Origin of the sequence: Gracilimonas sp. BCB1, from assembly GCF_040117685.2 — a bacterium.
In the GTDB taxonomy this organism is placed as follows: Bacteria; Bacteroidota; Rhodothermia; order Balneolales; family Balneolaceae; genus Gracilimonas.
Genome location: NZ_JBEDYP020000018.1, coordinates 177,498 through 197,836, shown reverse-complemented (window position 1 = coordinate 197,836; position 20,339 = coordinate 177,498). Strand labels below are relative to the sequence as shown.

18 protein-coding genes and 1 pseudogene are annotated in these 20,339 nt (G+C 43.4%); 7 read left to right on the top strand and 12 right to left on the bottom strand.

The features are described from left to right. Nucleotides 1-124: 124 nt before the first annotated feature. A pseudogene (locus tag ABFW99_RS14785) lies at nucleotides 125-691 on the top strand (enoyl-CoA hydratase-related protein); the annotation flags it as partial. Between the two features lie 41 nt (nucleotides 692-732). Here the strand turns inward: ABFW99_RS14785 and ABFW99_RS14780 are convergent. Beyond that, nucleotides 733-1,131: a type II toxin-antitoxin system VapC family toxin gene (locus tag ABFW99_RS14780; protein WP_349355505.1), complete on the bottom strand. Its 399-nt coding sequence runs from the start codon at nucleotides 1,129-1,131 to the stop codon at nucleotides 733-735. Between the two features lie 51 nt (nucleotides 1,132-1,182). Next, nucleotides 1,183-1,371 (bottom strand): FitA-like ribbon-helix-helix domain-containing protein, encoded by a 189-nt coding sequence (locus ABFW99_RS14775; RefSeq protein WP_349355506.1) that lies wholly within the window; start codon nucleotides 1,369-1,371, stop codon nucleotides 1,183-1,185. A gap of 153 nt (nucleotides 1,372-1,524) precedes the next feature. On the opposite strand from ABFW99_RS14775, the gene ABFW99_RS14770 reads away from it, so the two are divergent. Continuing rightward, a complete protein-coding gene (locus tag ABFW99_RS14770) occupies nucleotides 1,525-1,803 on the top strand; it encodes a GNAT family N-acetyltransferase (RefSeq protein ID WP_440707544.1) in 279 nt (92 codons plus the stop codon). 8 nt (nucleotides 1,804-1,811) lie between these two features. Here the strand turns inward: ABFW99_RS14770 and ABFW99_RS14765 are convergent, their stop codons facing one another. From ABFW99_RS14765 to ABFW99_RS14730, 8 genes are all read right to left on the bottom strand, one after another. Then, a complete protein-coding gene (locus tag ABFW99_RS14765; RefSeq protein ID WP_440707543.1) occupies nucleotides 1,812-3,023 on the bottom strand; it encodes an ABC transporter permease in 1,212 nt (403 codons plus the stop codon). Nucleotides 3,024-3,148: 125 nt separating this feature from the next. Next, a complete protein-coding gene (locus ABFW99_RS14760; protein WP_349355509.1) occupies nucleotides 3,149-3,412 on the bottom strand; it encodes a hypothetical protein in 264 nt (87 codons plus the stop codon). Between the two features lie 88 nt (nucleotides 3,413-3,500). After that, nucleotides 3,501-3,953, bottom strand: coding sequence for a DUF2141 domain-containing protein (locus tag ABFW99_RS14755; RefSeq protein WP_349355510.1), 453 nt, complete (start codon nucleotides 3,951-3,953; stop codon nucleotides 3,501-3,503). A gap of 62 nt (nucleotides 3,954-4,015) precedes the next feature. Beyond that, nucleotides 4,016-4,354, bottom strand: coding sequence for a tRNA-binding protein (locus ABFW99_RS14750; RefSeq protein WP_349355511.1), 339 nt, complete (start codon nucleotides 4,352-4,354; stop codon nucleotides 4,016-4,018). 10 nt (nucleotides 4,355-4,364) lie between these two features. Beyond that, nucleotides 4,365-6,077: a peptidoglycan DD-metalloendopeptidase family protein gene (locus ABFW99_RS14745; protein WP_440707542.1), complete on the bottom strand. Its 1,713-nt coding sequence runs from the start codon at nucleotides 6,075-6,077 to the stop codon at nucleotides 4,365-4,367. A 92-nt stretch (nucleotides 6,078-6,169) separates the two neighbouring features. Further along, entirely contained in the window at nucleotides 6,170-7,309 is a 1,140-nt protein-coding gene (locus ABFW99_RS14740; RefSeq protein ID WP_349355514.1) for a T9SS type A sorting domain-containing protein, read from the bottom strand. 253 nt (nucleotides 7,310-7,562) lie between these two features. Next, complete coding sequence (locus ABFW99_RS14735; RefSeq protein WP_349355515.1) at nucleotides 7,563-8,822, bottom strand: T9SS type A sorting domain-containing protein; 1,260 nt, start codon at nucleotides 8,820-8,822, stop codon at nucleotides 7,563-7,565. A 140-nt stretch (nucleotides 8,823-8,962) separates the two neighbouring features. After that, nucleotides 8,963-11,137, bottom strand: coding sequence for a glutamine synthetase III family protein (locus tag ABFW99_RS14730; protein ID WP_349355516.1), 2,175 nt, complete (start codon nucleotides 11,135-11,137; stop codon nucleotides 8,963-8,965). A 278-nt stretch (nucleotides 11,138-11,415) separates the two neighbouring features. Between ABFW99_RS14730 and ABFW99_RS14725 the strand changes: the two genes are divergently transcribed. From ABFW99_RS14725 to ABFW99_RS14705, 5 genes are all read left to right on the top strand, one after another. Beyond that, entirely contained in the window at nucleotides 11,416-12,303 is an 888-nt protein-coding gene (locus ABFW99_RS14725) for a 1,4-dihydroxy-2-naphthoate polyprenyltransferase (protein WP_349355517.1), read from the top strand. Beyond that, nucleotides 12,303-13,373, top strand: a complete 1,071-nt coding sequence (gene menC, locus ABFW99_RS14720; protein ID WP_349355518.1) for an o-succinylbenzoate synthase — start codon at nucleotides 12,303-12,305, stop codon at nucleotides 13,371-13,373. Before ABFW99_RS14725 ends, menC begins: the two co-directional genes overlap by 1 nt. Nucleotides 13,374-13,377: 4 nt before the next feature. Further along, nucleotides 13,378-14,862 carry a class I adenylate-forming enzyme family protein gene (locus ABFW99_RS14715; protein ID WP_349355519.1) on the top strand — a complete coding sequence of 495 codons (1,485 nt, stop codon included), beginning with the start codon at nucleotides 13,378-13,380 and terminating at the stop codon, nucleotides 14,860-14,862. Nucleotides 14,863-15,926: 1,064 nt separating this feature from the next. Next, nucleotides 15,927-16,523 (top strand): hypothetical protein, encoded by a 597-nt coding sequence (locus ABFW99_RS14710; protein WP_349355520.1) that lies wholly within the window; start codon nucleotides 15,927-15,929, stop codon nucleotides 16,521-16,523. Between the two features lie 145 nt (nucleotides 16,524-16,668). Beyond that, on the top strand, nucleotides 16,669-17,211 hold the full coding sequence (locus ABFW99_RS14705) for a hypothetical protein (protein ID WP_349355521.1): 543 nt from the start codon (nucleotides 16,669-16,671) through the stop codon (nucleotides 17,209-17,211). 107 nt (nucleotides 17,212-17,318) lie between these two features. On the opposite strand, the gene ABFW99_RS14700 is transcribed toward ABFW99_RS14705, so the two are convergent. Then, nucleotides 17,319-19,136: an FG-GAP repeat domain-containing protein gene (locus ABFW99_RS14700; RefSeq protein WP_349355522.1), complete on the bottom strand. Its 1,818-nt coding sequence runs from the start codon at nucleotides 19,134-19,136 to the stop codon at nucleotides 17,319-17,321. Between the two features lie 34 nt (nucleotides 19,137-19,170). After that, nucleotides 19,171-20,250, bottom strand: coding sequence for a YncE family protein (locus ABFW99_RS14695; protein WP_349355523.1), 1,080 nt, complete (start codon nucleotides 20,248-20,250; stop codon nucleotides 19,171-19,173). Nucleotides 20,251-20,339: the final 89 nt, after the last annotated feature.

Below are 20,339 nucleotides of genomic sequence, written 5' to 3'. Positions count from 1 at the left end.
TTTTTTGCCCTCCTCTTGGTTCGGTTATGCAGCGAACGATCTAACCACTGGTGCAGCTTTGAACATCTAGGTTTTCGCATTTATCGTGAAACGCTTTCGCGTTTTTCGTGCGCCGGCTTCAGCTGATGATGGAATTGCCCGGCTCAACATACTTGAAGTACAGCGACTCATCCGGTTCATGCCCAAAGTAGTGATCGCCGTGGTTCCCGGCTGGGCCGTGGGTGGCGGACACAGCCTGCATGTAGTTTGCGACCTTACCCTGGCCAGTAAAGAGCATGCTATCTTTAAGCAAACCGATGCCGATGTGGCCAGCTTTGACGGCGGATTCGGTTCTGCCTTGCTTGCACGACAGGTAGGACAAAAACGTGCCAGGGAAATTTTCTTCCTTGGTGCTAACTATTCCGCACAGGAAGCTTTTGAAATGGGAATGGTAAATAGGGTTGTCCCACATGAAGAGTTGGAAGAGACGGCTTATGAATGGGCGCAGGAAATTCTGGCTAAAAGTCCGACCGCCATTAAGATGATCAAGTTTGCCTTTAATGCCATTGATGACGGCATGGTAGGCCAGCAGGTATTTGCCGGAGAAGCCACTCGTTTGGCGTACATGACCGACGAAGCCGAAGAAGGCCGTAATGCCTTCCTCGAAAAACGTAAGCCCAGTTGGGATAAATTTGATCGTTCGCCTTCTTAGAGTTTGCTACGAAAGCTCTAAAACACAAAATTCTTTAAATGTTAGACAAAACTTTCAGGGCGTATAGCTAAAGAAGGGAATTTGGAAAGTATCTTCTGGTCAAAAGTCAGCAGTGGTACTCCTGCATCCTCCGCTAATGCTACGAATTCACAGTCATAGGCTGAACAGGTGGATTCTTTCACCAGACTTAATACCTGTGTAGAGTTTACCTGAAATTCATTCGATGTCATCAAAGATTCAGCCTGATCCATGATCTGCAGAATGGTTGGCAGATCATAGATTTCTTTTCTGAAATACAAAGCCAGCACATTCCGAAATTCCGATTTCCACAGTAACGGAGCGATCCATTCCGGATCTTTCCTCATCACCTTCTCGGCTATTTCTTCCATCCCGTTAGGCAACCAGAGGCTGGCTATTACATTGGTGTCAACAACTATCACGGGCGACCTTCTTCAATCGCAAGCTGAACTTCTTCCAACGACAAGGAGCTTTTAGCTTTTCTCTCTGAGTTTTTTTGCCTGATGAATGATTTGGCTGGAATCGACCGGTTTGCTTTGAACCGCTTTTTTCAGGTTCACTATCACTTCGCTGTTAATACTGCGATGATTTAGCTCCGCTTTCTTCCTGATACTTTCGTACACATCATCCGGTATCCCTTTAATGGTTATATTGGTAGGCATGGCAGTGGTTCTATTTTGGTTTCATTATGAAACTAATCAATTTCACTTTTATTGCAAAGCTCCAAATTCGTTGTCCTCTTAGCTTTCATTTACAACTAATTATGTTAGATTCTCTGCATAGACCAGAAAAGCATTAAACTTCAAATCAATACAATGCAAATCCACCACGATACCGCCGAAACCAAAGGCTCCTTCTATATCGAGAGAGAGGGAAAACGAGTTGCCGAAATGACCTACTCCAAAGCCGGGCCGGAACGCATTATTATTGATCATACCGAAGTTTCGGATGAAACCCGCGGCGAAGGTCTTGGTAAGAAACTTGTTTATCAAGCAGTGGAATTTGCCAGAGAAAATGATCTGAAGATTTTACCGCTTTGTCCATTTGCACGGTCTGTATTTAGCAAGAACCCCGAAATCAGGGATGTGACTTAACCTTTCTGTTATTCATGTCGAATGGCATCCACCGGGGTTAAATTTGCAGCCTTCCATGCGGGATAGGTTCCAAAAACCATCCCCACAATAATGGCTGCAATCAAAACTACGCCTACCGTACCTATACTTAATGCTGCCTTAAAGCCAAAGTCCGTAAAACGGTTTATCAGTTCGACCAGCCCGAATACTCCAAGAACTCCTACCACCCATCCGATGATGCAGCCCACCATGGAAATAGTGACTGACTCCGAAATAAACTGCATCACAATATCTTTCTTTCGGGCTCCGGTGGCTTTACGGATTCCGATTTCCTTGGTCCGTTCGGTTACTGAAATGAGCAGTACGTTCATAATACCAATGCCACCTACCAACACAGAGATTCCGGTAATGGCTCCCATCACCAATTTAAAGACCATTATTCCCTGGCTTAGCTGCTCTACCCTTCCCTCATAGGTAAATACTGAAAAGGCTTCTTTCCCCTCGGTATAATGTTGATCCAGCCAGTCTTCAACTTTAGCCCTCATTTCCGGAAGGTCTTCCACTTTCCTGCTTTTGAACACCAGGTTGGCGGGATTGCTCCCTTTCACCACCTGCCGGTAGGTACTTATAGGAATCATAGCCTGAGCCCCCCTCGACTCTTCTTCCAAAATCCCAATGATTTCAAAGGTTGCCCCCTCAAAAGTGATGGTTTCTCCAATCAAAAGTTCGTTATACGGTGACCATTTTCGAGCCAGCGGAGCTGTCAAAACAGCTTTCCGCTCAGCCTTTTCCACATCAGCACGATTGAAATAGCTACCGATAAGTTCAGATTCAGTGAAATGAGGCACGTTCTCTAAGGTGGCCTGAATATAAATAGCCAACGAAGAATCCTGTACCGTAGCCACACGGGAGCTTTGAGCAAGCAGTTCGGTGTATCCCCATTCACTTACCATTTCTTCCAGTGCCCGGGCTTCTGCAATTCCAAATTCATAAACGGTATCTCTGGGAACCCTCACATCATTTACAAGATCTACTGTTCTTGGAGTTACCGACATCATTTGTACTGAGGTTGTGGTCTCGATTTGCTCCCGGCCCGTTTGCTCCAATCCATCACCAAGGGCTAGTATGGCAACTAAAGAAGCCACCCCGATAATGATACCAAGTGTGGATAAAAAGGTGTGTAAAGGATTGGCTTTGATATTCTGAAGGGCAATGGAAACCGATTTTATAATCTGCTGCATAAAGTATGGGATGTGGATTCCGGTGGATTTACGCCGGGCTCCATTCAATGTTTCATGTCCCTAAAAACAAAAAGCCCCATGCATAAGAACATGAGGCTTTAATAATAAGTGAATCTTTCAGTCGGCTACATCGACTCAAACCCTCCGGCTCCTGCCGACATCATTGCCCCGAAGAAAATAAATGCGAACACCAGGTAGAGTATAAATCCTGCCGCAAATATAATCAGCGTTGCTTTAGCCCAATTCTTTTTATTTGGATTGGTACTGTCACTAAATGCCCAAACTAACAGCATAATAAACCCGATAACCGGAATGAATGAAATTAAAACCGAAATAACCCAGTCTTTAAGACTCATTACCGGTGCTGTTTCCCCTTGGATATTTTCCATAGTTGTCTCCTTTAATTAATGGTAGTCGGGGAATATGTAGAAAACGGATGTTTCTTACAAGTGGATGAGCATCAACAGCTAAGCCTGATTATTTAATCTCTATAGCCATGGTTGCCCTTTCTGAGTTGATGCTGAAATGCGCATCTTTCCAGGAAGCCGGACCAAAACGCCCTCTTGCATTATTCGAAAACCCATAAGCTTCCTTGGGAATGCCGAGCAGGTTGGAGTCAAGTTCACCGTTTTCATTTTTATCATGATATACGGCTATGGCATACTCACCAAAGAACAGGCTATCCTGCGACCAAGTCAGGGTTTCATTATCAACCGGAAGTACCACAGCGTAAAGTGGATTTTCTTTCTTATTGTACTCCTTTTCAGAATTGAATAGCGCAATCCTGATTTCTCCTTCCACTTTATCAATGCCTTCTATCTTTAATTCAAAAGTGGCCATTCTTCGCTCTCCTTCAGGATATGATATTTCCTGGGCACTTAGAGAAAACGTGATAAGTAAAAATGCACAAAGAAACAGAAAGTGTTTCATCGGTGAGTAACTATTTGTAGATGAAAATTATTGGGATGATGAAGTTATGAAACCTGAATAAACTAAAATAGTTTCATTCCGTTGGGTACTTTTTTGTCCGGCACGGCGAGTACAATATCGCCATTTTCATCCGGAAAACCGGTTACCAGACATTCGGACATAAACGGTCCAATTTGCTTTGGTGGAAAGTTTACGACCGCAATTACCTGTTTACCTTTCAATTCACCAACATCATAATGCCTAGTTATTTGAGCCGATGATTTTCGTATTCCGATTTCATCTCCGAAATCTACCGTGAGTTTATAAGCAGGTTTTCGGGCTTCAGGGAATACCTCAGCTTCAACAACCGTACCCGTTCGCAATTCTACTTTTTCAAAATCCGACCAGCTAATTACTTTCATATGGTATACTCTACTTGATCAGGGTCATAGGTTTTACTTCGGTGAAGTCAACAGTTTGTAATTTCAGGTAATAGATTCCGCTTGGTAACCCCGAAGCGTCAAATGTCACCTGAAAATCTCCCCGATTCTGAACTTTATTCACCAAAAGGGATACTTCCTTACCCAGAGCATTATACACAGCCAGTTTAACCATCGTTTGTTTGGGCAGCACATAGCTGATTTGCGTACTTGGATTGAACGGATTCGGGAAATTTTGATGTAAGCGGTATTGATCCGGATAATCAGCAATTGGTTCCGTAACGGAAGTAGAAACACCGGTATTGAAGCTTCCGGTTTCAGACCAATCTCCGGTTCCCACCGTGTTTTTTGCCCGGACTCTCCAGAAATAACTTTCACCATCCGTCAGGTCGCTTACAAGCAAATCCCTTTTAGAAAGTTCATAGGAATCTATGATCTCAGTAAATTCATCATCAGAAGCTATTTCAAGCTCATATTCATCAGCATCAGCCAGGGGCAACCACCGAAGAATGACTTCATTTCCGGTTATCTCGGTATCATTGCCCGGGTTTTGAAGGTGCACCTGAATCGGTTTCGTGTTTCCATCACTTACCGTGAACTGATGGGTATAAATCTCATTCAGGAATGAAACCCTGAATTCCCAAATCCCTTCTTCGGCCATAACGGGTAAATCATTTTGCCAATACCAGTAAGAGGCGGAATAATGAGGGATTTCAGAAAGGGAATGACTCCAGCTCCACAGCGTTTGTCCGGATGGCCGGTTTACGGAATAAAAAGCCGTTTGCCCTTCCAGCTGATCACGGAAGTAAATGGCATTAACTATCTGGTCACCTTTCAAAAAGGCGTCTTTAAAATTCGGGATATCCGGCGTTGGACACTGATTTAAAACAGGAGCACTGCCGTGTGTTCGAAGGGCATTCAGGCCGGAATCATAATAATCACGCTGATCGTGCCAAAGGCTTTCATCGATAGAATTACAAGCTCCTTCAAATGGATCTACAATGGCGCCATTTTCATCATGCAGTTCAAAGTGAAGGTGCGGACCGGTTGAGTTTCCGGAACTACCTACAATACCTAAATACTCTCCTTCCTCAACATTGTCTCCTACATTCTTTTCGGTTGTAGAATTGGTTTTCAGGTGTCCGTACCAGGCCACTGAGCCATCAGAATGGCGCACATAAACCGCATTCCATTGGGTATTATTAAAAGAACAGCTTAGGTCCTGATTGCCATCAATCTTTTGAATGATCACCCCGGGAGCGGCAGCAACTACGGCCACATCATCATTCTGTACTTTGTTCCAAGCAAATGGCCAGGTAAAAAAGTCCGTTCCGGCATGGTTGTATCCGCTCTGCAAGTCATAACTTCGTGAACCACAGGTGTAATCGGTTATTTGATTTGGGAAGGAGTTATTTAAATCCACAAAATTAGAAATTCCGTGATAATCGAAATCAAAGAAATGATCTTGACCGCGCAACGGCCAGCCGAATTTAATATCAATGGTTTTAGAAGAAGAGATTTTACCCATCACTTTAAGGCTGTCCACGTTCTGTTGCAGCTGCTCGATCATGCTTGCCCGCATTTCTTCAGTCATATGGTCAGTGGGCGGTTGATATAGGCCGCCACCGTCCGGTATTCTGTCCTGTGCGTTTATAAATGGATGGGCAATAACCAGAAAGGTGATAAACAGTAAAAGTGATTTCATAGGAACTCATTATGTTGATAAAAGAAAGAAAGCCCTTCTTACTTTTCAGAAAGTAGGGCTTTTTTTAGGTTTCCTCAGAATAAAAATTGAGCTTACTTGATAAGCGTCATAGAACGCACCTGCTGGTGCTGCCCTGATACCAGCTTGTAATAGTAAATCCCACTCGGAAAGCCGGAAGCATTAAAGCTGGCTACGTACGCACCGGCCACATGATTGCCATTAACCAACGTTGCCACACGTTCTCCTAATACATTATATACTTCCAAAAGAACTTTTCCGGGAGCAGAAATCTCGTAGGCTATCTGGGTGGTTGGATTGAACGGGTTCGGATAGTTCTGTGAGAGTTTATAATCAGCTACAGATATCTCTTCCTCTTTTGAGGTTGCAGCTCCATAATTATACACTGTTCTATTACCTGAAGTCCATTCATCTTCAAAGAAAGTTTCATATGTTGAAATTGAGATGTTTCCATCTTCATATGTATATCTCTCGCGATAGTCCGGAAACCACGTACCATCGATATAATATTCCTCCAATATTTCTATAACCATATCCCCGTCTAATGTTAATGACTTTCGAGAATATGGTATCCATTCCCCTTCATCAGAATAGAACTCGTCATTATACTCTGCTATCATAGAAAACTCATCAAATAGACTCTTTAGAAAGTCATTGAAGGTGATATCAAAGTAAACATATCTGTCAATGTAGTCTCCATAGTCATAGACATCATAAAAATGACCATCCTTTTGCAGAAAATAGTTGGAATCATCAATTACTGGCTCACCATTCTCATCATAATGATATAAAATGCGAATCGAGTCTGGTGTAACATATACTAACTCAACCTTTTGAAAATAGGTCTCTCCCCCCTCATAAACCTCGTCAAAGTGTAAAGAATCTAACCTGCCCTCCTCAGAATAATAAAACGTCTGTGCGTAAGTTTCTTCGATGAAATCTTCAAAAACAGAAAGTGGGAATCCATTGGTGTTATAGGAAATTTCTTGTGATCCGGTATTCGTCCATACCTCAGATTGTGAGTCATAAAATCCAAAATGCTGTGTGATCGTCCTTCGATCACCAGAATACTCATATACAGCCCGAAAGTGATCCTGCCAAGTTGTCTCGTTAACTAAAAATTGATCAATCCAGCTGGCTATATCATTATCTTTAAAATTCTTTGCTATTCTAAAGGATGGATAATTAATACTTTCCCATCTTTCATATTTCAAAAAATGTCTCTTTTCTTTTTTTGAACCTTATTCTGAGCATACAAAGGTGTACTCAGAAATAAGGAGATCATCAATACAAAACATGTAGTGTATAGTGACTTTGATGCTAACATTTTACCCTCTTTTTTTATTTAGATATGCTTCATAATCATTCAAAACTGAATGAAATAACTCATTACAATTTCAGAATGAGAAAATCCTTGTTCGTTCCATAGAACGAACAAGGCTATAATTCTCAACAATATCTCTCGTCCTATTTAATCAGCGTCATAGAACGCACCTGCTGGTGCTGCCCTGATACCAGTTTGTAATAGTAAATCCCACTTGGAAAGCCGGAAGCATTAAAGCTGGCAACATACGCACCAGCCACATGATTGCCATTAACCAATGTGGCCACCCGCTCTCCTAATACATTGTACACCTCCAACAGCACTTTGCCAGGTGTAGAAATTTCGTAGGCTATTTGGGTGGTTGGATTGAACGGGTTGGGATAGTTCTGGGAGAGTTGAAAAGTGGTTACGTTATCGGTGTAGTCTTCAACCGATGTAACCGCCCCATACTCGTACAAAGTACGGCTATCATCATCCCAGTTCATACCATCAAAAGAGTATGAATCCAGGCTTTCTGCGATTTTTCCGTTTTCGTAGGTGAATGTGTTTCTGTATTCCGGAATCCACTCACTTTCACTTTCATCGAAGTATTCTTCTTCTCTTTCAATGACTATTTGCCCGTCGTAGGCAAGCGTTGTTCGGGAATATGGAATCCACATTTCATCCTCCTCATAGTACTCATCGTTATACATTTCAACGAAGAAGAATTCATTAAATACATTCATCAAAAATTCATCGAATGTAATTCCCGAATAGGTATATCGGTCGGTATACTCTGTTTCAAAGTATGCTTCAACAAAAGCATTATTCCTGTTTACGAAATAGCCGGTAAGCTCAGGTTCGCCTCCCTCACTGAATATCGTATTGTAGATCAGTATAGAATCACCGGTAACGTACTCGAGTTCGATTTTCTCGGAATTGGATTCACCATCGTAGGTCTCACTGAAGGTAGCTGAATCCAGCCTTCCGGATTCCGAATAGTGAAATACCTGGGTAAACTCATCTTCTCCAAACCCAAAAGTATAACTGAGCGGGTACCCTTCTTCTGAAAAAATGAACACATATGTCCCTTCACCTTCCCATGTTTCACCCGTAAAATACTCCCAGTTCTGGGTGATGGTTAATCGGTCTGAACTGTAGGAATAGGTTGTACGGTATGCATCCATCCAGCCATTTTCGCCAGCCCATTGCGTTGTACTTCTTCCAATATCGTTATCGGTTTTGAATCTTGCATTCAATACTTCTGAAGGCAATAAAGATTTATCCGAGTGCTTGAATAGCAGTGCTGATTTCTTTGATTTACGCCCGTCATCAAAAGTTGATTGGGCCATAATTTCTACGCCGGTAGTCAGAAAAAGCGCGATCATACCGGCTACAATGGTATTTATTGTTTTGTCAAACATATACCCCTCTTGTATTTATGATTGTTATGACATATTTCTGTCAGTAACTGAATATGATTTAAAAAGGGGAAATTAAAAATTAGAAAAAAAGCCCTGCCTCCTTCCGGAAACAGAGCTGAGTAGAATTGATAAGCCTTATCTTACTTGATAAAAAGCATTTCTCGATAAACCGGAAGTGGCCAGTAGTCATCGGCTACATACCGCTCCAGGAAGTCGATGGCATCCCGGATATCTTTCATAATAGGAAGCACTTCTGATTCTACCTTAAGGGCATGATCGGAAGTGTCTTTGTACGACAGGTTATCCTGAACTTCCGCCAGTTTCTCAAGAGCTACATTTAGCCTGTTCAGTCCATCGTTTACCTTGTTAAGCATATTGCTTGACCCGGAATTATCTAATCCCAACGCTTTTGTCTGGTCAACGGCTTTACTGAGTTCGCCAATGTATCGAATCACAGCAGGATAAATCATCGTTTTACCTATCGACTCAATGGTGTCCACCTCTATGGTACGGGTAGTGATATACTGCTCAGTCCAGATTTCCTTTCGGGAAAGCATCTCCTTCTTATTCAATACTTTATATTTTTTGAACAACGAAATGTTTTCCTTTTCGGTGAGATACGGCAAAGCATCCGGGGTGGTTTTCAAATTCAGTAACCCACGCTCTTCAGCTTCTTTCTGCCATTCATCGGAGTACCCGTCACCGTTAAAAATGACCGGCTTACATTCCTTCAGGCGATTACTCAATACCTTAGCCAGCGCCTTTTCAATAGAATCTCCTTTTTTGGCTTTATTCAGGTCTGCAGTCATGTCTTCAATGGCTTCTGCCACGATAGTATTTAAAACCACAATCGGGAAAGATGGCGACTGATTAGAGCCCAAAGCACGGAATTCAAACTTATTTCCGGTAAAAGCAAAGGGTGAGGTTCGGTTACGGTCGCCGGCATGCTTAGGCAGGTGTGGAAGAACCGGACTTCCAAGACCCAGCAAGCCACCTTGTTTTGAGCTCTTGGCCCCACCACTGATCAACTGCTCTACAATGTCATTCAGCTGATCCCCTACAAAAGATGAAATGATAGCCGGCGGAGCTTCATTGGCTCCCAGGCGATGATCATTTCCGGCATGAGCCACCGAAATTCGCAACAAATCCTGATGACGATATACTCCCAACAACACAGCCGTAAAGAAGAACAGGAACTTCATGTTTTCATGCGGACTTTCACCCGGCTCCAGCAGGTTGTCGCCCTCCACAGTTGAAAGCGACCAGTTCAAATGCTTTCCGCTTCCGTTCAGCCCGTCAAATGGTTTCTCGTGAAGCAGGCACTCAAGGCCGTATTTCTTAGCCACTTTTTTGAGCACCATCATCGTAATTTGCTGGTGATCGGCCGCTACGTTCGACATCTCAAAAATCGGGGCCAGCTCATACTGACTCGGGGCTACTTCGTTATGGCGGGTCTTTACAGGAATGCCCAGCTTATATAGTTCTTTCTCCGCCTCCAGCATAAACGAAAGTACACGCTCCGGGATAGAGCCGAAGTAATGATCATCCAGTTCTTGTCCTCGCGGAGGCTTGGCACCCACAAGCGTACGGCCGGAAGTCAAAATATCTGGGCGGCGATATACAAACTCCTGATCAATCAGGAAATATTCCTGCTCACATCCAACGGTTGAATTCACCTTTTTAGACTCGATGCCAAAAAGCTTCAAAGCTGATTTTGCTGCTTTATTCAGTGCATCGCTGGAGCGAAGCAAAGGCGTTTTATGATCCAGTGCCTCCCCTTTCCAGGAAGCAAAGGCTGTTGGAATACAAAGGTAGGTTCCGTTTTGATTTTCTATTAAAAAAGCCGGAGATGTTGGATCCCAGGCTGTGTAACCGCGTGCTTCGAAAGTGGGGCGTAAACCACCGCTCGGAAAGCTGGAGGCATCCGGCTCCCCCTGTATCAAATCCTTTCCGGAGAAAACCGCCATAGCTCCTCCACCCTGATTTGGCGTAATGAAACTGTCATGCTTTTCAGCAGTAGATCCGGTTAACGGCTGAAACCAGTGGGTAAAGTGGGTAGCACCTTTTTCGGTAGCCCAGTCTTTCATGGCCAATGCCACGGCATCGGCAACATCAATATTCAGAGACTCTCCTTCGTCAATTGTTTTCTGAAGGTCTTTCCAGGCAGCTTTGGGAAGACGTTCTTCCAGCTTATCCAGAGTCAGCGTATTCTCCCCGAAAATTTCAGGGATATCCATCGTTGAGTTTTTGGCTTTCCCGGGCTTGAAGTTCCGGGCGGCGGCTAAGTTATCGTAGCGTTGTGCGACTTTGGTCATGATTTTTAAAATAATTTTGTTATTAAGTAAAAATGACGACCAAATATAAAGCTACGGTTTAATTATACGCAAATAATTTAGTTGTTTCTTTTTTAACAATTAATAAATATAAACATTTTGAATTTATGACTTAATTATTTTACTCAAAAGCGCTTCCAGATGTGGTTTAGCTTAATATATTTTTCCCCAAAATGAATTGACTTCACTTTTTAAGCCCTTTCCAAAAGTTGTATCTTCAGCAAATTAGTTATCCACAATCATTCACCGAATTTTTACTGTTGAAAGAATCAAAATTTGCGCTTTGGGTTGAAGCTGCCCGACCACAAACCCTTGCTGCTGCGCTGGTTCCCATTTTAGTAGGTGCTTCCCTTGCCTGGCAGTCACACTCTCTGAACTGGATCAATACATCAGTGGCTTTGGTCTGTGCTTTCCTTATTCAGATAGGTACCAATTTCGCCAACGACTACTTTGACTTTGTGAAAGGTTCGGATACCGACGAGCGTATTGGCTTCCGAAGGGCTACGGCGGCGGGTCTCATTTCCGCTGAAGCCATGAAAAAAGCTACCATCCTTACCATGGGGCTGGCTTTTGTTCTGGGACTGTATCTGGTTTGGGCTGCCGGTTGGATTGTTTTAGTGATCGGGGTTTTGTCACTGATATTTGGCGTGCTTTATACCGGCGGGCCTTTCCCTCTGGGTTATAATGGACTCGGCGATATCTTTGTGTTTATCTTTTTCGGGATAGTCGCGGTTATGACCACTTATTATGTGAATGCACTGGAATGGTCGGAAGCTTCGTTCTGGGCATCCCTTGCCGTGGGCGGACTATGTGTGAATATCCTGGTTGTCAATAATCTGCGCGATGTGGAGCAAGACCGGAAATCCGGAAAGCGAACCATTGGTGTGTTGTTTGGGGAAATCACCCTCAAATTTGAATACCTGCTGATGGTGCTCGTGGCCTTTGCCGTTCCCCCACACATTTATGTGCAGCTTGATTATAATGTATGGATTATGTTGCCATACCTGAGTTTACCCCTTGCTGTATATTACACCCATAGAATCTGGACAGAAGAAGACAAAAAACAGCTCAACCCCATGCTGGAACGAACGGCACAATACATGGTTATTTTCGGAGTGCTCCTTTCCATTGGTATATTAATGAATTAATGCTGGAAGTTTGCACATACCGCCTCCCCTTTAAACAGCCATTTCGGACTGCCGGGGAGGAGTTTTCGCACCGGGAAGGCATCGTGTTGATTTACAAGGAAGGTGATATTGAAGCCTATGGTGAAATTGCTCCTCTCCCGGGTTTTTCTGATGAGTCCATTGAACAGGTTATAGAAGTCCTGAAGGTTAATCATAAACACCTGCAGGAAAGCATACGCTCGGGCGATGGAAAACAAACCTTGGGGATGCTGGATCAAATTCACCGGTTCCCTTCGCTTAGCTTTGGCCTCGATACCCTTTTACATGACCTGGAGGCAAAAAAAGCCAACAAACCATTGGGTACATTTCTTTTTCCTGATTTCCCGGAGACGGTTAAAGCCAACGCCACCCTTTCGATACAAGAGCCTGCACAGGCAATCAGCAAGGCAAAGGATTTAATTGACCGGGGATTCACCACTTTAAAGATTAAAGCAGGCCGGAACTTTAATACTGAGCTCAAGTTGCTGCAGGACCTCCGAAACCAATTTCCGGACCTGGCAATCAGGATTGATGCCAATCAAGGCTGGACCAAAGACGAAGCCATACAAAATCTGAAGGCCCTGGATTCTTTGAACATTGAGTATTGTGAACAACCGGTTCATAAGGATCATTTTTCAGACATGGCCGCTGTTCATGAAGCTGTAAAAACTCCCGTTGCTGCAGACGAATCTTTACGGAACAAAAAGGGTGCCACTAAACTATCAGAGCTTAAGGCCGGCAGCCTGTTTATTTTTAAACCTATGCTATTGGGTACACTCGATACTATTTTCGTAACAAAACGTACAGCAGATACTCATAATATAGAAGTGGTGGTTACAACTATGCTCGAATCAGCAGTGGGAAGGGCAATGACCTCCATCCTCGCAGCGGGTTTGGGAAATCAAAATAGGGCACATGGTTTGGCCACCGGAAGTTTGTTGAGCGAAGACATCAGTTCGGATGAATGGATGAACAATCCCGTCATTCGATTCCCACAAAAAGCCGGCTTGGGAATTTCACTGGATATGGAAGGATTAAAAAAGTTATTTTAAGTATATGTTTAAGTCACGGTTACATATGTTTGAGTTTAAGAAAAAGGAAACACCGCACGTGTTTCTGTCTTCTCAGCATGGCATGTACACCTACAGTGATTTAGAACGCTTCACCGCTTTCTTCAAAGACCTGGTTGAAGAAAAGGCCGATTCGCTCAAGTGGCCGGTTGCCTTCCTTTCGGAATCAAGCGATATGCTGATATTCGGAATTGCCGCCTGCTGGAAACTGGGTATCCCCTTCATCCCCATCAACCCCAAAGTTAAAGACGATGAACTAAAGGAATACCTCGAAGCGCTCAAACCTGTACTCGTTTTTACTGACACGGGAAACCGGCGGCGACTTGGAGATGATCATGTGGTAAAGATGGACGAGAATTTTTTCCTGAATGCTTTCACACACGATGTGCGAAACATAGACCTTCCGGAACCCGACTCCATTAAAGACTCCCGGATCTTCGGTTACTTTTTCACCTCCGGTACCACCAGCAAACCCAAGGCCGTTCCCCTAAAACGCCGCCAAATTTTAAGTGCGGCAAAAGCCTCCGCTCAGAACTTCAAGCCCGACCCTAACCACTTTTGGCTCCTCTGCCTCCCCTTGAATCACATCGGAGGAATTTCCATTATCATTCGCTCCGTAATTTATGACACAGCGATTTACCGACTGGGTGAATTTCATGAGGAGATGGTAAAGGAGTTTCTGGGGGAAAATAAACGCTTTCAGGCCGCTTCCCTGGTTCCAACCATGCTTAAGCGCCTGTTGGATGATCCCCTGTTTAAAACCCACCGGGAATTTAAGTCTATTTTGTTGGGGGGCGGACCGATTTCTGAAACCCTCTTAAAAAAATCAGCCGAGCGCGGCATTCCTATCGTATCCAGTTACGGGATGACGGAAACCTGTGCCCAAATTATAGCCAACCCCCTGCTTGCTCCTTCCGGCATGTACACGCCGCTCAAGAGCGTCGGCAAGCCCTTTCCTCCCAATGAAATGCAGATACGGGATGACAATGGAAAAGTGTTAGGGAAAAATCAGTCGGGTGCACTTTGGCTGAAAGGCCCGCAGGTTTTTGATGGCTATTATGACACCAACGAAAACGAGAACCGTTTTGATGACGATGGCTGGTTTAACACCGGTGATTACGGACATATGAACGGATTTGGACATTTATTTATCGAATCTCGCCGTAGCGACCTTATCATAACCGGCGGTGAAAATGTGAATCCCACTGAAGTGGAAGAAGCCATGCGAAAGCTCTCCACCATAGATGAAGCCGTGGTAATTGGCCTCCCGGATGAGGAATGGGGACAAAAAGTAACGGCTGTGGTAACTCTAAAGAATGGTAGAACTCCGGTGCTGGAAGAAATCCGGGAGGAATTAAAATCCCACCTTACCGACTTCAAAATTCCTAAAGAGCTGAAGATCGTCAAAGACTTTCCCAAAACCGGCACCGGCAAGGTAAAACGCTGGGAGCTGGTGAAAAAGTTTGGGTGAGGACCTTACTCTTTCCCTACCCTGTCATTGCTGACCCCTTTTTGTCATTCCTACAAAGGCAGTAATCAGGCTGTTAGATTTGCGAATGATCGAGCGACCGATTTTCGATGGACGATTTATATAAGATCTACCGGGATTTTGATGTAGTTGCCGTCTTATTTTTTTTCTTACCTAAGCTGCTCTAACAATTTTGATTTATCCATAACTACCGTTGAATTAATAGTTGTATGTTTTATATTGACAGAGCGATGGGAAGTCAATTCCTTACAAAGTATTAGGATTTTATCCGACGAAGATATGCGGCATTTTCTTCGCCTAAAAACCAATAATGCCCCTCGATCGCTTGTAATACATGATTTCTGAACTTTATACGACGTCTTACATGATAGCCCATGTCGCATATTAATATGTTAGGCGTTTTAATCCAATATAATCAAGAAAACATTAACCATACTAGCTTCAATTGTTGTAGTTGCCCTACTCTACAATTTTTACTGTGACTATTTTTGGGAAAAATATTGGGAACAGCACGCAATCTATGATTTTGACCATCAACAGAATGATAGTAGCATATATAGTTTTACTCCTACTTATGAATTACCAAGTGATAGTTTATTATCAAATGTAGAATTATTGAAATATGAATGGAAAAGACAACTAGTTGAACCAGCTCATGCAATGTGGATTAATGATGTAGAATTATTTTTTGAGTCAGATTCAACAATTTTCTACAGAGTAACAGCTCATTACATTTCAAAAAATTATTGGACTTACCCACTCTTTAGAAAGTTTAGATGCAATGAAGGTGGAACATACACTCATAGGTTCGATTTTGATAAGCAGACGATGAGCTTTGTTGATCATCGGCAGGAAACAGTAAAAATTGAGTTCGAAAATAATAACTTAATTATAGATCATGTTTTCCTGTAAACGCCTAACAAGCGTTTTAAATCGGACGCGGACGAGGTGCGATGAAACTTGATTGCCAGGAATTAATTTCGCTACTTCAACCAAGTCATAATCCCCGCGCCGTTTAAACTCTGGGTCGTTAGGTATTTTTGAATATGCCCAAGCTAATTCTTTTGTTTTTACTAGTAGCCTCTTTTGTTTTCTCATGCACAAAAGAAGATTTCGATACGTCTCCTTTCCATGACAAAGAATCACTTGTGTATATCCCTTTTTCTGATCTAATTGATGCAGTGTTGGTTTTTGAAGATAAGTATGGAGAAACCCCAGATAATCTTTCTTCTTTGAAATCTCTCTCAAGAAATGATTATATCGACGCTTGCCGAGCAGATGGAATTGCGGACTCTATAATAGTTGACGATAGTCATCTTAATCTTTTTTCCGACTCAAAAACAAAAGTCGAAGCGATTCCAAACGGTTTAAAAATTCAATATGTATTTAAGGACTCAACAAATATTGAAGCTGAATACGAGGAAAGCCTCTATTCAAAGGATTTTGATACTTATATTTTTTCTAAATATGATGTTTGGATAGAAATAGAAGAAGGTTCAGGTACTCTGAGGATAAATTTTGATTCGGGAGAAACAGAAATTATGATCTCGAAAATGTTTGGGTCAATTTCCCCAGGAAATAAAGAATTTTCAATAGTCAATAACTCGATTGTATTAGAACACAGTGAAACACTTTGTTTTTGACTATAGAAAAAACACCTAACAAGGCTTTTTAAATCGGACGCGGAGGGGCTGCGATGGAAACTTGACTGCCAGGTACTAATTTTGCTACTTCAACTAAATTATAATCCGCGCGCCCTTTATGCGCTGGGTCGTTAGGCAACTTTAAATGGAATCTAGTTTAGAAATAGTCTTTCTTTTTGTTCTTCTATTTACACTCTTGGAAGTGTTTCTGAGCTATAAGTTCGTTGGATGGTATTTTGAAGTTGGTATACCAGTTAGATTTTATACTACAAAAATCCTATTTCCACTCAATCAAGCTCCATCCCAGGAAGAAATTCAAAAGTCCATTCTCGACTCAAAGTATATTGGTATAGATGTCAGGAAAATTGATGATAACACTTTTGCTTTTCGAGAAAGCTACTCGTTTAGTCCTGATATCAAATGGAGCTATACTCAAATTATAAGAGGTAACCTGTACTTTGACATCAAGAATGGCATCATACGAATGAAAGCATTGGTAAACTGGTATGCGATTTCCATTCTACTCTTTTTTGCACTACTTGGCTTTACTGTAATGCCTGCAATAGGATTTTTTGCTGCTATTTGGATTTTGTTTGACATCAGCATCTACTCAATTCAAATAGAAAGATATAAGCACGTTGCTCGTATGGCAGCAAGTATTGGTCAAAAAGACCAGTCACTTGCCTAACAATATGTTTTAAATCGGACGGGCCAAGTTACGATGGAAACTTATTTACCAGCAATCAATCTAACCACTCCATCCAAATCATAATCCCTGACGTTCGGCAAGCGCCCTCACCTCTTATAAAAAAGCAGTCCTCCGCCCCGGGTTCCTATCACGATTTCTGCAATGCCATCCCCATCAAAGTCAACAAAATGAGGAGCCGATAGTTGAGCTGTTGCTGCCTCAAAGGGCATTCTTTTCTTAGTGAACTCAGGTTGAGAAGGTGAGCCTGTGTTTTCAAAAAACAGAATGCCTTCGATTTTACTTCCCATAAATAAATCAAGGTCACCATCCCCATCTATGTCATAAAAGGCCGGGGCACTTCGATGTTGGACTTCCACATCCGGGAAGGCGTCTTTTTCAAAACTGAATTCCGGATTGTCTTTGGAACCGGTGTTTCGGAAGAGTTGCAGCCCCCCACCCGACTCCCCCACCAGCAAATCCAGGTCGCCATCACCATCAATATCAGCAAGGGTGGGCACGGCATTACTGCCGCGCTCCAGTTCGGCTACGGTTTCTTTCTCCTGCTTAAACCCGTTTCCTGTATTGATAAACAAAGCGATTTTACCTTTCCAGTTGCCCAGCAGCAAGTCATCAAGCCCGTCTCCATTTAGGTCGGCCAGCACGGGGGCATAGTGATAGGCAGTGGGTAGATCCAATGTCCCTGTCAGGTGAAATTCAGGAGCAGAGTTAGTCCCCTTATTTTCAAACCGGTAAATAACCGATGTCTTTTGATTGGCAGGGTCGATTTTATTGGCCAGCAGTAAATCCATATCCCCATCACCATCAAGGTCGCCGGTGGCCGGGATACTCTCGTCTCCCACATCAATCATATCTATAAACTGTTGGGTTTGAAGGCTGAATTCTCCTTCCTCCTGCTCAAAGAAATACAGGTTATCGCTGAGTGTGAGGTTGGCATTGTAAGCCCCACCCAGAACTCCTAAAAACAGATCCACATCTCCATCACCTTCCCAGTCGGCTAAGGCAGGAGCGTTATATCCGCTGGTTTGAACCGGGTTGGACGGTGGAAATGGTTTTGGTTCTCCTCTGAAATCGGGAGTGGCACAAGTACCGGTATTCTCAATCAAAAGGATGCTTGGCTCAAAAAAATCACCCCAGAATAAATCCTGATCTCCGTCCGAGTCGATATCCATAAATGCCATGGTATTGGCTCCGTGCATGGTACCAAACTGCTTCACAATCTCAATATCCTCAAATCGCTTGGTTACCAGCTTAAATTGCGGAATCTGATCTTCGTTTCGGCCTACCGATTCATACCGGGCCAGGGTTCCGTCCAGACTTCCTATAAAAAGATCCAGCCGTCCATCGCAATCTATATCAGTGACATTGGGGATATTCTGCCGGTCAGAGAAAATGGGCTCACCGTTTACATCCTTCAGAGAATCAGCGGCCAGTTCAAAGTTTGGATTTTCGGCACTGCCTTCATTCCGGTAATAGCGGATATAACTGTAGGGCTGTTCGGTTAACAGGTCGAAGTCCCCATCCTGATCCATATCCACAAAGCGAAACCATTCCCCGATGTCCAGGTTCTGAAATTTGTTGGACCGCCATTTCAGCGGACTTTCAACCTTACTTCCGGTATGCTCAAATAACATCAGCTCATCGGTTTGCTCCTGTACAAAAAAGTCAGGATCGCCATCCCCGTCTAAATCAACAAACTGAGGCCGGGGAGCATTGAAACCGCCCACAAAAGGATGAGGTATGAGAGTACCGTCTTCTGCATATATATTAAATGGGTTGATGTATTGCTTGTACCCCTCCGATTCAGGATCACTATTTCCTGCCTTTTGCATGGTCTTACACCCCGCCATCAATAACAGCGAAATAATGAATACACTTATAGCTGAACCGTCTCGTCTAATACTCATAAATAGTTTTAATCGGTGGTTTGAATTGAATGAATTACCAGTTACTGGTCCCAATTCCGGTTGAATTCATACCTGTTTCTATAACTTTTTCAATAGTCAGCGTTTCTGTATTGATGATGACGACCGTTCCGGTCAGTCCACTTTTCCCGGATTTTCCTTCGGGATTATAGGTGCCATCCATATTGTTATTCGTCACATACAAATATTTGCCATCGGCTGAAAGTGTTGCTCCGTGAGGCTGTGCTAAACCGGTTCCTTCAATTACCTTTTCAACCGTTTTGTTCTCCATGTCCACTACAGTAACCGTATTGGCACCTTTGTTTGCGAAATAAACGCGATTTCCATCAGGGGCATACACCGGGTGCCACGGCATGGCATTGACCGAAAGAGTATCGGTTACTGCCGGTAGTAACGGATTTGACAAATCAAATACCAGCAGCTTACCTGAAACCTGGCCGGTGGCCACCATGGTTTGCCCATCCGGTGAAATGGCAAAATTCACGAATACGTGGTTGTTCCCTTCCAGCATAGTTAGCTCGGTTTCACCAGTCTCGTTGTTTCTTGCCAGAATTTGGTTAGCTGACAAACTGGCGATGTAGGTGAATTTCCCATCCGGTGAAGTTGCAAGAGCATGAGGCCTGGAAAAGAATAAATCTACTTCCTCCTCCACTTCCATGCCTTCACGCTTGACGATTCCAAAGCTTTGAGGTGGGTTCACGGCGCTCATCGATCGGCCCACATATAGAATATCTTCGGTTGGGTGCATGGCCATCAGTCCCGGTACTTCCAGCTCGGCATGTTCTACCAGCTCGTTATCCCGATTGAACTTCAGCACTTTGTTTTCGCCAATCAGGGTAACGTACCAATGTTCCCCATCAGCATCAGCGATGGCATGATGAGGCTTGGCGTTTTTGGAAAATCCGAGCTCCTGCAGGTCAATGGTTTCTACCAGCGCGTTGGTTGTCACATCAATAACCGAGAGGGTTGCTTCTCCCTGGTTACAGACGTAGATGCGCTGCCCTTCCACAGGTTCCTGTGCATTTACGGTTGTTCCATATAACACGGAAATGGCAAGTAATCCCACTACCGATAGTACTTTGTACACTGACTGCATTCGAACTCTCATTTCGTTAACGTTTGGGTATAAAAGAAAAGGCAACTTCATGCGATCTCTGATGAGAGTACATAAAGTTGCCTGATTAA